Raw genomic sequence first — 13089 nt, 5'->3', positions numbered from 1 at the left:
TGCATATGTTTAGCTTTCTAGCATTAAGTGGCAACTATAAGATTTGGATGCCAGTTGATGAGGTTTCATGTTAGCGTACTATAGACAGAGGTGAATTCAATTGTTGAATTCCCTCTCTTTTCAATTTACCCAGACGTTTCATTAACGGGTATGAATAAGGAGATATTCATGGAAAGTGATACGAAGAAAAAGTTAACGTTATTTGCGTTAACATGGCCTATTTTTATTGAATTATTGCTCCATATGTTAATGGGGAATGCCGATACGTTGATGTTGTCACAGTACTCTGATGACTCTGTAGCAGCGGTTGGGGTTTCGAACCAAATATTGTCATTGGTTATTGTGATGTTTGGTTTTGTTGCAGTTGGGACCTCTATCTTAATTGCACAAAATTTAGGAGCAAAAAAAGAAAAGGAAGCAAAAGAAGTAGCGATGGTTTCCTTAGGTGCCAATTTGGTATTCGGTTTATTGTTAAGTGTGCTTGTTATTTTCTTAAGTAAACCGTTACTGCTTTTAATGGATCTACCTGAGGAACTTCTAGGAGAGGCTGGAACGTATTTAAAACTTGTTGGTGGGTTCATGTTCTTTCAGGCCCTCTTTATGACAGTGGGTGCGGTCATTCGTAGCTACGGATATACGCGGGATGCAATGTACATTACAATTGGAGCTAATATTATAAATGTAATTGGGAACTATTTGTTTATCTTTGGCCCATTCGGTTTTCCTGTTTTAGGAGTAGAAGGGGTTGCAATTTCAACTGTAATCAGCAGAGCGGTTGCTGCACTTGCTGCGATTATCCTGTTATTTAAGCGTGTAGGCGGCCCATTCCCTTTTTCGTATATATGGAAATTTCCGAAAGAACATATTCAAAATTTATTAAGAATTGGTCTTCCTTCCGCAGGGGAACAATTATCCTACAACAGTTCACAAATTGTCATAACTGCCTTTATTGCGATGTTAGGTACGGAGGCAATCACTTCAAAAATTTACACACAAAATATTATGATGTTCATTTTTGTTTTTGGCATTGCCATTGCTCAAGGTACTCAAATTTTAATTGGACATTTAGTAGGCGCGAAGAAATTCGAAGAGGCCTACTCTCGGTGCTTGAAAAGTCTTAAAATGGCAATTGGGATTAGCATCCTAATGGCTATACTCGCCTCTATTTTCTCAAAAGAGTTGTTATCGATATTCACCGCAAATGAGGAAATCATCCAATTAGGAAGTATCCTTATCTTGTTAACGATTATCCTAGAGCCTGGTCGTTCCTTTAACTTAGTGGTCATCAGTTCATTAAGGGCTGCTGGTGACGTTAAATATCCGGTTATCGTTGGGATCTTCTCGATGTGGGGGGTAGCTGTTGGGTTGTCATACCTTTTGGGCATTCATTTTGGTCTAGGACTGATTGGGGTTTGGATTGCTTTTATTTCAGATGAGTGGCTCAGAGGTTTGTTGATGCTTCGGCGTTGGCGGTCAAAAGTTTGGTTGTCCAAAACCTTTGTCGAACCAAAGGGTTCACAATTGGAAGTATCAAATGGGTGATTTTTCAGGCTAAGTATGTTCTCAAGTACAAAAGTGATTAATTTTTTTAAGAAATGTCCATGAGGAGTGCTCTCAAAGACAAAGGTGGTTAAGTTCATGTTGAAATGTCCATGAGGAGTGCTCTCAAGGACAAAAGTGATTAAGTTTATGTTGAAATGTCCATGAGGAGTACACTCAAGGACAAAAGTGATTAAGTTCATGTTGAAATGTCCATGAGGAGTGCTCTCAAGGACAAAAGTGTTAAGTTCAAAACGAAAATGTCCATGAGGAGTGCTCTCAAGGACAAAAGTGGTTAAGTTCATGTTGAAATGTCCATGAGGAGTACTCTCAAGGACAAAAGTGATTAAGTTCATGTTGAAATGTCCATGAGGAGTGCTCTCAAGGACAAAAGTGTTAAGTTCAAAACGAAAATGTCCATGAGTGATGCTCTCAAAGACGAAGGTGATTAAGTTCATAACAAAATGTCCATGAGAAGTTCTCTCAAGGAAAAAGGTGATCATGATCATAACGAAAATGTCCATGAACCCACGAAAAAAGACTGCCGAATAGAGCAGTCTTTTTTCATGCGTTTTATTGTACTTGTAATTGCGACTTTAAAAAGTTCTCGGTTGTAAAAGCTGCAACCCCTAGGGCAGAGGCGGGGAGACTTAGGTCAGAGAAGTTAACCTGAATATCCATTTGATGATATGGAAGGGTATATTCATCAATCACTTCTTGAACATAAGGGGCAATCCATGTCTGTACCGCAGCCAGTTTGTTCCCAATGATGATTTGCTGTGGGTTGAAGGTATGGATGATGTTGATCATTCCTTGTCCAAGCTTTTTGCCAATCTCTTTCAATAATGCAAGGGCAGCAGGATTTTCATTTCTTGCTAGATCAATGATGTCTGACAGTGTGTGATTTTCCTTTAGGTCTAAACCTATTTCTTTTGCTTTATTTAATAGTGCCTTTTCTGAAGCGTAAAGCTCCCAGCACCCGAAATTTCCACAGCGACATCTTGGTCCATTCACATCAATAGACATATGGCCGACCTCTCCTGAGTAGCCATTAATTCCTTTATATAGTTCCCCATTTAAAATGATTCCGGAACCAATTCCTATGCCTACACTTACATAAATTAAATTATCAAATTCCTTGCCAACTCCATAGCGCTTTTCTCCGTACGCACCAGCATTGGCTTCGTTTTCTACAATAACAGGTATATTAAATGTACTTTCTATATCTTTTTTTAATGAAACGTTTTTCCAGCCAAGGTTCGGAGCAAGTAAGATAACACCTTCTTTATTCACAACACCTGGAGCTCCAATTCCAATCCCAACTACTCCATAAGGGGAAGGAGGCGCTGCTTTGATTAATGCGTTAATGACTTTGTTCACTTGCTCGAGTGTATTGGAATATTCCGGGTGGTTATTTACGACACTTTTTTCGACTACAATTTCTCCTTGAAGGTCTGTTAATACTCCAAAGATGTAGTTTACACCCAAGTCGATCCCAATTGAATATCCTGCCTTTTGGTTAAATAAAAGAAGAACGGGACGTCTTCCACCACTAGATTCTCCAGGTCCAGATTCATAAATTAACTGTTCTTCTAATAGTTCAGAAACTAGGGAGGAGACCGTTCCTTTATTTAGTCCAGACATTTGAGCAGCATCTGCTCGTGAGATTGGGGAGTTTTGCATAATCAGATTCAAAACGATTGCTTTGTTTTCCTTTTTTACTAATTGTTGGTTCCATGTGATTTGCATATTTATATTTATCTCCTTTAATTACGTATTTAATAAAAGCAAAAAAGAATATCTTAATATAATTTTATTATAAACTTTGTTTATTCAATAGACAAACAAAGTTTATGGTGATATAATCATTTCATAAGATACCGAACAACAGGTGAACGAAGCAAATTATATACTTCATTATAGTCTACTTGGAAGCGGTATCACCAAAGATTTTATTATTAGGAGGAAATAACTCATGGCTTATTTTCCAGATATTAAAAAGATTGAATTTGAAGGACAAAAATCAACGAACCCTTTTGCGTTCAGGTACTATAACCCTAAAGAACTAGTTAACGGAAAAACAATGGAAGAACTACTTCGTTTCTCTGTTGCTTACTGGCATACATTTAATGCAGATGGTACAGATCCATTTGGTGCAAGCACAATGGTACGTGGATGGGATCGCTTTGATGGACTAGATCGTTCAAAAGCACGTGTTGAAGCTGCATTTGAAATGTTTGATAAACTAAATGCACCATTCTTTGCTTTCCATGATGTGGACATTGCTCCTGAAGGAAGCACTTTAAAAGAAACAAATCAAAACCTTGATGTAATTGTTGCAATGATCAAGGACTATATGAAGACAAGCAATACAAAATTACTTTGGAACACAGTAAATGCGTTCACAAACCCTAGATACCTACACGGTGCTGCTACATCTAGAAATGCTGATGTTTATGCTTATGCTGCAGCAAGTGTAAAGAAAGGTCTAGAAGTTGGTAAAGAACTTGGAGCAGAAAACTATGTATTCTGGGGTGGCCGTGAAGGTTACGAAACTCTACTAAATACAAACATGAAGCTTGAGCTTGATAACCTAGCTCGTTTCTACCATATGGCAATTGATTATGCGAAAGAAATCGGATTCGATGCTCAATTCTTAATCGAGCCAAAACCAAAAGAGCCAACTACACATCAATATGATACGGATGTAGCTACAAGCTTAGCATTCCTACAAAAATATGATTTAGCAGATCATTTCAAATTCAATATCGAAGCGAACCATGCAACTCTTGCAGGTCACACATTTGAGCATGAGCTACGTGTTGCACGTGAAAATGGAATGCTTGGATCTGTTGACGCAAACCAAGGAAACACACTACTTGGCTGGGATACAGACGAATTCCCAACAGACTTGTATTCTACTACATTAGCAATGTATGAAATCCTTAAAAACGATGGCCTTGGAAAAGGTGGATTAAACTTCGACTCTAAGGTAAGAAGAACTTCATTTGATGCTGAAGATTTATTCCATGCACATATCGCTGGAATGGATGCATTCGCAATTGGTTTAAAAGTTGCAAACAAACTAATTGAAGATAAAGTATTAGATAACTTCATTGATGATAGCTATAGCAGCTATACACAAGGAATTGGTCTTGAAATCGTTGAAGGAAAAGCTAGCCTACAATCTCTTGAGAAGTATGCATTAGAACTTACTGAAATCAAGAACAAATCTGGACGTACAGAGCGCTTGAAAGCTGTAATCAACCAGTATCTTGTAGAAACTATGGCTGGTGTAACTGTATAATAAATCACTTTCAATAAAACAATAATAAAATGTGCTGGGTATTCTATTCAGCACATTTTTTTCAATCTCAGACCAATCTAATTTATAAGGGTGATATAAATGAAACATGTTATTGGGGTAGACCTTGGGACAAGTGCAGTTAAGCTTTTGCTTGTAAATAGTAATGGGGAAGTAGCGAAAGAAGTATCAAAATCATATCCACTTATTCAAGAAAAATCAGGATATAGCGAACAAAAGCCAGAAGAATGGGTTGAAAAAACAACTGAAGGCCTTAAAGAACTAATCCAGCAATTTGATGGCAATGTTGAGGATATCGAGGGAATTAGTTTCTCCGGACAGATGCACGGTCTTGTTTTACTTGATGAAAATAATCAAGTGCTTCGGAATTCAATTCTATGGAATGATACAAGAACAACAGAACAATGCCAGCAAATTTACGATACAGTTGGAAAAGAAAAGCTTCTTTCGATTACAAAAAATCCAGCACTAGAAGGATTCACGCTGCCTAAGATTCTCTGGGTAAAACAAAATGAACCTGAAATCTTTGCGAAAGCTAGTGTGTTTATGCTACCGAAAGATTATTTAAGATACCGTCTGACTGGAAAAATTCACAGTGAGTATTCTGATGCTGCTGGTACTTTGTTACTAAATGTAGCAGAAAAAACATGGAGCGCAGAAATCTGCGACTTATTTGATATCAAACCAGAACTATGCCCTCCGCTTGTTGAATCCCACGGGTTTGTTGGAAACATCACAGCAGATTTCGCTCAACAAACTGGTTTGTCAGAAGATACCAAAGTTTTTGCTGGTGGTGCAGACAATGCATGTGGAGCAATTGGTTCTGGCATTCTTTCTGAAGGAAGAACATTGTGCAGTGTTGGAACATCAGGAGTTGTCCTATCTTATGAAGAAAAGAATGATTTAGATTTCGAAGGGAAAGTACATTACTTTAACCATGGTGAAGAAAACGCCTTCTATACAATGGGTGTAACGCTAGCAGCAGGCTACAGCTTAAGCTGGTTCAAAGATACTTTTGCGAAAGAAGAAGCATTTGAGTCGTTCCTGCAAGGTGTTGATCAAGTACCACTTGGAGCAAATGGTTTAGTTTACACACCTTATTTAGCAGGTGAAAGAACTCCGTATGCAGATTCTATTATCCGCGGAAGCTTTATCGGGATGGACGCGGCACATAAAAGACAAGATTTTGTCCGTGCGGTTTTAGAAGGAATCACGTTCTCGTTAAATGAGACAATTGAAATATTTAGAGAAAATGGCAAAAACATTGATACCGTTGTTTCAATTGGTGGAGGCGCTAAGAACGAAACATGGTTACAAATGCAAGCGGATATCTTCAATGCAAATATCGTGAAGCTTGCAAGTGAACAGGGACCTGGTATGGGTGCGGCTATGTTGGCAGCTTATGGTTGTGGCTGGTTCTCATCCCTACAAGAATGTGCAGAGAAGTTTGTAGAAACGATAAAAACCTACCAGCCAATACCTGAAAACGTTGAAAGATATCAAAAGTTATTTGGTGTTTATAAACAAGTTTATCAGCAAACAAAATCTCTGAATGAACAACTTCAGGAGTTCAGAAAGTAAGTTTGAAAGAGATAAAGTTGGGGGGATATAAAGGTGAATTATCGTGACTTAGGCAAAACCGGTATAAAGGTAAGTGAAGTAAGTTTTGGCACTTGGGCAATTGGTGGTGCATGGGGAAAGACGAATGATGAGGAAGCATTGAAGTCGTTAGACCGTGCGATTGGCGAAGGAGTCAACTTTTTTGACACTGCTGATGTATATGGAGACGGTCACAGTGAAGAGTTGCTTGCCAAGGCAACAAAAGGCAAAGAAGACGAAATCGCGGTTGCTACTAAGTTCTGTCGTGCAGGGGATATTTTCTCTAAAGAGAATTATTCAGAGGAAACTGTTCGTAACTATTGTGAATCTAGCTTAAAGCGTTTAAATCGTGAAGCAATTGACCTTTATCAAATCCATTGTCCACCACTAGAAATACTACAAGATGGTGCTGTGTTTGAGGTTCTTGATAAGTTAAAACAAGAAGGGAAAATCCGGCATTATGGAGTAAGTGTTGAAACGGTTGAAGAAGGGTTATTATGTCTACAAAATCCTAATGTTAGTGCACTACAAGTTATTTTCAATATGTTCCGTCAAAAGCCATTGGAAGAACTATTACCAAAAGCAAAGCAGCAGAATGTAGGGATTCTTGTAAGACTTCCTTTAGCGAGTGGTTTACTCACTGGTAAATTTACAAAGGATCATGTTTTTGAACAAGATGATCATCGTTCTTTCAATGAAAATGGCGAAGCATTTAATGTCGGAGAAACTTTTGCGGGACTTGGTTTTGCAAAAGGCGTAGAATTGTCTGAGCAGCTGAAGTGGATTGCAGAAGGTAGAACCTCAATGGCAACTGCAGCTTTAAGATGGATACTAGACCAAGAAGAAATATCTTGCATCATCCCTGGATTTAAAAATGAAAAGCAGGTTATGCAAAACCTACAAGCCTTAAATGAAAAACCATTTACAAAAGAAGAACTAGAAGCAATTGAAAAGTTTTACCACGATGAGGTTAAAAGCTCTATTAGAGGACCTTATTAATATTTAAGGTAGAGTGAGAGGTTTACACAAGCTTTTGTAGACGTTGGCAGCATTTTCATTTTACTGCTGGAACAAGTATTTACATTCTACTCTTACAAGCTTTCAGATGATTTCATCCAAGATGGGATTCTTTACAGGCATTTGTAGGGATGCATGTCAGGATACTTCAGTAGAAGGGCTACATACCGACTTCGACTATTTTTAGTTATAAGAAAAGGGATAAATCGAATAATAAAAAACAGGGGGATCACGAATTCGTGGTCCCCTGTTTTTGGTTTATCTTTTTGTGTAATACTTCTGTGTGTAATAAGGGTGTGACTCTGAGTTGAATGCAACACCTACACCTAGTTGTTTAAAGTCTGATTTTAGGATATTTTCGCGATGACCTAGAGAATTCATTAAACCCTCATGAGCAAAAACGCTGCTTGTTTGACCGTAGGCAAGGTTTTCACCAGCTACGGAAAAATGGATATCATCATTCATCATCCGATCAAAAGGAGATTCCCCAGCAAGATTGGTATGACTAAAATAATTATTGCTGGCCATATCGGAACTATGCTTTCTTGCAGTTTCTCTTACCTGGTCATCCCACTCGAGAGCGGAAAGACCAAATTCAACTCTTGTCGCATTGGTTAAATCGAACATTTGATACTCAAACCCCGCTTTTAATTCCTCGCTGGCCACAGAGTAGAAATCATTTCTTTGTTTTTCCAAACGCTCGCTAATAATTTGTATGGCGGTAACTGTGTTAGTCTTATGCTTATCATAAAAGATGGTTACATAACTGTTGTCGATTTGAAATAAGTCATAGTCTCTTTCTTCAGGAAGTTGATAAAAGACCATACCTTTTTGAATTTTATCAACTGGATTGCCAAGTTGCTGAAGTACAATCTCTTTTGGGGTTCCATGTGCGATACTTGTAGTAGAAGAGATTAAGTCTTGGTTGGTATAAATTCCTGCGACCTCATTTTTTTCATTGTAAGATACCATTATAAAGTTGTGGTAATTGTGATGATAGGCATACCAATCAGTCCCATATTCATTGACTGAAGAGCGAATAGGAGCTCCATGCTCCTCTTCAACTTTTGACTTCGTTTCACCCAATTCAATATTAGCGATCGAAAATGTTTGTTTTGCTGGGGTTTCTAAAATTGGGGCTTCAACACTTTGTTCCTGGTTATCTTCTTCAATAAATGAACCTTTGAACAATGAGTTAATGTCATCCTCCAAGCTTTCTGGTAGTGTAGATAAATCTGTATTGTCTTTTACAGCATTAAACTCAGTTTTTAAAGTGTCAACTAAATCAATACCTAGTTTTTCTTCAATATTTGGCCAAAAATTGTAAAACAGGATCCCAATAAGCAATAGGATGAAAAATCTCAATTGCACTCCTCACTTTCCAAGTATAAAAGTTCCTTACTAACAATATCGCCACAAAAAGGTGATTTAAAATGAAGGGAATGGATTTGGTGGTAAAAATTTTAAAGAGTAGTAATAGCGGAAAGAAGACATAATAAAGGTATCCTTAGCGATTTGTAAATAGCCGGCTACTTACTTGAATGGAAATTCGGTTTTTTTTCTATGTGAATTTCCAAAAATATTTACCTTAATTTTAACAATAATGCTAAGGAGTATAAAGGATTTCGACTGCATGTCGTACCATGCTGGGTAGAAAACCAATTCTGGGCTAGACTTGCTAATTCTTTCAATATCTGTTATATTGTAAAAGAATTATTTTTGTTCGGTATATAAGGGAAGAACAAATATTGGTTTTCGCCTGGATACACAATGAGCAAGAATAGTAATAAAATGTGTGGGTTACACACTAGGAGGCAACAAAAATGGAAAACGGTAAAGTAAAATGGTTTAATGCAGAAAAAGGTTTCGGATTCATCGAGCGCGAAGGTGGAGATGACGTATTCGTTCATTTCTCAGCTATCCAAGGCGAAGGCTTCAAAACTCTTGAAGAAGGCCAAGATGTAACATTTGACGTTGAGCAAGGAGCTCGTGGACCACAAGCTGCTAACGTTCGCAAAAACTAATTTGCCAATCACAAACAGACCCATTTTGGGTCTGTTTTTTATTTTTTTCAGGAAGTGTTTAATGGATCTGTCGACACTGTGAAATGTAAGTTGGCCATGAAAACTTCTGCAGGAGGGCAGTCAAAGGGATAGCCCATACGGCAAAGCGATGCGGAGGCTTCTAGACTGGTTGCGAAAACCTCGTGTCTGGAGCAGAATTCAACAACCATGTTGAATACGGTCATTTTTACTGGGTATTTTTAGGATTATTCTTTGTACTCTTACCAGAATGATACTAAGCTTATTTGATTGAATGATTTACTTGACGCTCCTAAGCAGTAAGTAATAAACTAATACAAGAAAAGATTTAAAAACTTGCATAAAAAGGAGTCCATATGAAGATAAAATTCATTGCTCTATTATTAATCACTGTACTAGTCCTATCTGCATGTGGACAGTCTGGGTTGGATGAACCGGTTACCTTATTAAATCAAGATAATGAGGAAGTCACGTTTCCAACAGGCGAACCAGTCGTTTTCTTCTTTATAACTTCTTATACCTGAGGTATCTGTCAACAGCAACTAGTTCAGTTGCATGAAAATTTAGATAAACTTGAAGGTGTCGACGTTCAGAAGTTTATTATTAGCAAAGATAAACCAGAAAATCAGTTAGAGCTTTATACTCAGCTAGAACAGTACTATGGTGAGAGCCTACCATTTGTATCTGATGAGAATTTAGATTTCATTGAACATATGGATATGAAAAACGGCGATACAGCATACCGAGGCTATGCTTTAATTGATGGAGATGGTGCACTTGTGTTCAATACCATCAATGATTTCTGGGGCGAACAGATTGATAAGACGGCAGAAGAGATCAAAGAAGAATTAGAAAAGTTGAAGTAAGCCAATAGAAAAACTCCTGATAGTCTCAGGAGTTTTTTTTCTATGATTAATTAGCTGATTTATACCTGATTAAAAGAAAAAACCTTGCTATAGTAGCAAGGTTCCTGTGATGGAGAATAGGGGGCTCGAACCCCTGACCTCTTGCATGCCATGCAAGCGCTCTCCCAGCTGAGCTAATCCCCCGTACATGTCTGTACAAGAAAGATTATATCGGCTTATGCGTAGACTTGCAAGAGCTATTTTCAAAAAATTCTACTATAATTCTTCGAGTTTTACCCGTTTAATTTCATTAATGGAGGAGATGTCTGCGTAGATATCAGTCGTCCTCCTCCGGAAGTTAACGGTAATCACGAGTTGTACGAGTTGACCTCCCTCTTCGAGATCCTTAATCCGCACTTTCTTGATGGACATTTTCCCCGCTTTTAATTTATCTAGTACATCAGAAATCCCCTTTTTGTTGTGCATATGGAATTCCAATGCAAGCTCTTTTTCCCTTAATTGTCTTGGTCCGATTAGTCCCATTAGGAATGGCATGAACTCGACACTAAATATCAATAACACAACCCCTGTAATTGCCTCAACATAAAATCCAGCTCCGACAGCAATTCCAATTCCAGCTGCTCCCCAAATCATTGCTGCTGTTGTTAAACCGGATATCGTGTCGTTCCCTCTTCTTAAAATAACCCCAGCGCCAAGAAAACCAATACCAGAAACAATTTGCGCCGCTAAACGGAGAGGGTCCATTGTAATATTTACATCATCATCTCCAGGAAACATATAAGCTGATTCAATCGAGACGATGGTAAGGAGACAGCTTACAATACAGATGACTAAGCTAGTCTTCAAGCCTACAGGCTTTCTTTTTAATTCACGTTCAAGACCGATGACAAGTCCAAGAAAAGCGGATATACCAAGTCTTATCAAAGTTTCGGAATCAATTAAACTTGTGATGATCATATGCTCCCTCCTAACCTAATCATATTTATGGTACTGATATTTTATCCCAACTTGGAGATACGGATAAGAGATTTGATGTGGTTCTATTCTTATACTGACATATTCAAGGTTTACGGGTTAATTTCCTCCAATAGGGAACTGCTGTTTTACCATGAAGAGCAGTTCTTAAACTAATGCAAGGGATAAAAGACTTGTTTCTTATGTAAATACGTTTAGACTTTTTATTATAATCATTTTAAGGAGAGAGTCATGAATGGAGAAATCAAGGTTTAATCCCTACCTTGTATTAGCGATAGGGATAATAGCTGTGTCCACTTCGGCTATTTTTGTAAAAATATCATCTGCTCCTGCTGGAGTCATCGCATTCTACCGTTTGTTTTTCTCTGTATTATTGATGCTCCCGATCTTTATTTTTAAATACAGAGCAGAACTAAAGCTAATTAGCAAACGCGATTGGGGTCTTTCTGCAGTTGCAGGATTTTTTTTAGCCTTCCACTTTATTCTCTGGTTTGAGTCCCTTAACTACACTTCTGTTGCGAGTTCAACTGTGCTGGTTACTTTGCAGCCTATATTTGCATTTGTAGGCACGTATTTCTTTTTCAAAGAACGATTGTCGTTAAAAGCCATCTTTGCTGGTCTGATAGCGGTTATTGGGAGCGTCATTATTAGTTGGGGGGATTTTAAAATTAGCGGCTCAGCGCTTTTCGGTGATATTCTTGCTTTGGCAGCCTGTGCTTTGATTACCTTTTATCTTTTGTTTGGTCAAACTGTCCGTAAGAGGGTTTCCTTAATCACATATACTTTTATTGTATATGTGATGAGTACATTCGTTCTTTTTCTTTACGTAATGGTTACAGGGGAACATCTTTTCCCTTATCCCAAAAATGATTGGTTGTTTTTCCTTCTCCTAGCAATTATCCCTACTCTACTTGGGCATACGCTATTAAACTGGGCTGTGAAATGGGTTAGTACATCGATGATATCTGTGGCAATATTGTTTGAACCTGTTGGAGCAACTGTTCTTGCTTACAATGTAATTGGGGAAACAATAAATCCATCACAGGTAATTGGTGGTCTAGTTGTTCTTTTAGGGATAAGTCTTTTTATTTATGACGAACGGAAAGTTTCACTAAAGAAGCTAAAAACAAATTTAAAATCTCATTAAAGAAAGCATCCCCTAAACTAGGGGATGCTTCACATAAAAGTATAAGTGAATCCTGAAAATAGAAAAGCAGACGTAACCGTAAAAATAAAAGTACCGCCGGACACTTTCCCTTCGGAGTTCATTATTTTTATTCCTTCTATATAAGAAAAAACAAATAATAAAACGGCCATTAAGAAGGAAAGATAAAGTGCAATTGTTTCGATGATTGGTCACACCCTTTCAAATATAGTAGCTTGTCCATAATCTATGAGTGTATTTTTAAAAGTATTCCTGAAAAAAAGAAAATTACTGTGAATTTCTTGCGAAATTATATTGCAATCATTTTATGCTCATGGTATATTAAAATCTCCGTTAACAACTGGTGATATTATTTTAAATTAATTGTTGATATTTAAAATAAATGATCGAATGGTGTTGACAGGATAACGACAACATGTTATATTAATAAAGTCGCTTCGGGCGACACGGTTTTGAAAAAAATTGTTCTTTGAAAACTAAACAAACAAGCGTCAACAAACAATATTTATCATGGCTTCTATAATAGAAGTACATGAGCCAACGTTTTATTTTATGAGCTAA

At 37.6% G+C, this 13089-nt stretch carries 11 protein-coding genes and 1 tRNA gene; 8 read left to right on the top strand and 4 right to left on the bottom strand.

From position 1 onward, the window contains the following. Nucleotides 1-168: 168 nt before the first annotated feature. A complete protein-coding gene (locus H0185_RS08670) occupies nt 169-1542 on the top strand; it encodes an MATE family efflux transporter (protein WP_221873107.1) in 1374 nt (457 codons plus the stop codon). 570 nt (nt 1543-2112) lie between these two features. On the opposite strand, the gene H0185_RS08665 is transcribed toward H0185_RS08670, so the two are convergent. After that, nucleotides 2113-3288: an ROK family transcriptional regulator gene (locus tag H0185_RS08665; RefSeq protein ID WP_221873106.1), complete on the bottom strand. Its 1176-nt coding sequence runs from the start codon at nt 3286-3288 to the stop codon at nt 2113-2115. A gap of 226 nt (nt 3289-3514) precedes the next feature. Between H0185_RS08665 and xylA the strand changes: the two genes are divergently transcribed. The 3 genes from xylA (at nt 3515) to H0185_RS08650 (ending at nt 7462) form a co-directional block, all read left to right on the top strand. Next, the gene (xylA, locus tag H0185_RS08660; RefSeq protein WP_221873105.1) at nt 3515-4846 is read left to right on the top strand and encodes a xylose isomerase; all 1332 of its coding nucleotides are present in this window, start codon (nt 3515-3517) and stop codon (nt 4844-4846) included. A gap of 99 nt (nt 4847-4945) precedes the next feature. Next, nucleotides 4946-6445 (top strand): xylulokinase, encoded by a 1500-nt coding sequence (gene xylB, locus H0185_RS08655; protein ID WP_221873104.1) that lies wholly within the window; start codon nt 4946-4948, stop codon nt 6443-6445. Between the two features lie 33 nt (nt 6446-6478). After that, the gene (locus H0185_RS08650) at nt 6479-7462 is read left to right on the top strand and encodes an aldo/keto reductase (RefSeq protein WP_221873103.1); all 984 of its coding nucleotides are present in this window, start codon (nt 6479-6481) and stop codon (nt 7460-7462) included. Nucleotides 7463-7738: 276 nt separating this feature from the next. Here the strand turns inward: H0185_RS08650 and H0185_RS08645 are convergent, their stop codons facing one another. Next, on the bottom strand, nt 7739-8851 hold the full coding sequence (locus tag H0185_RS08645) for a CAP domain-containing protein (RefSeq protein WP_343223110.1): 1113 nt from the start codon (nt 8849-8851) through the stop codon (nt 7739-7741). A gap of 452 nt (nt 8852-9303) precedes the next feature. Between H0185_RS08645 and H0185_RS08640 the strand changes: the two genes are divergently transcribed. The 3 genes from H0185_RS08640 (at nt 9304) to H0185_RS08630 (ending at nt 10388) form a co-directional block, all read left to right on the top strand. Further along, nucleotides 9304-9504, top strand: a complete 201-nt coding sequence (locus H0185_RS08640; RefSeq protein ID WP_090742793.1) for a cold-shock protein — start codon at nt 9304-9306, stop codon at nt 9502-9504. Between the two features lie 374 nt (nt 9505-9878). Continuing rightward, complete coding sequence (locus H0185_RS08635; RefSeq protein WP_221873101.1) at nt 9879-10046, top strand: lipoprotein; 168 nt, start codon at nt 9879-9881, stop codon at nt 10044-10046. 3 nt (nt 10047-10049) lie between these two features. Beyond that, on the top strand, nt 10050-10388 hold the full coding sequence (locus H0185_RS08630; protein ID WP_221873367.1) for a redoxin family protein: 339 nt from the start codon (nt 10050-10052) through the stop codon (nt 10386-10388). 110 nt (nt 10389-10498) lie between these two features. On the opposite strand, the gene H0185_RS08625 is transcribed toward H0185_RS08630, so the two are convergent. Continuing rightward, a tRNA-Ala gene (locus H0185_RS08625) sits at nt 10499-10571 on the bottom strand. A gap of 72 nt (nt 10572-10643) precedes the next feature. Further along, complete coding sequence (locus tag H0185_RS08620; RefSeq protein ID WP_246629104.1) at nt 10644-11345, bottom strand: MgtC/SapB family protein; 702 nt, start codon at nt 11343-11345, stop codon at nt 10644-10646. Nucleotides 11346-11598: 253 nt separating this feature from the next. Here H0185_RS08620 and H0185_RS08615 point away from each other — a divergent pair, with 253 nt between their 5' ends. After that, nucleotides 11599-12510 (top strand): DMT family transporter, encoded by a 912-nt coding sequence (locus H0185_RS08615; protein ID WP_221873100.1) that lies wholly within the window; start codon nt 11599-11601, stop codon nt 12508-12510. Nucleotides 12511-13089: the final 579 nt, after the last annotated feature.

It is taken from the genome of Mesobacillus maritimus (genome assembly GCF_019749255.1).
GTDB classification, from domain to species: Bacteria; Bacillota; Bacilli; order Bacillales; family Cytobacillaceae; genus Mesobacillus_B; species Mesobacillus_B maritimus_A.
Note: the sequence above shows the minus strand (reverse complement) of the source record. Positions and strands in the feature narration are given on the sequence as shown.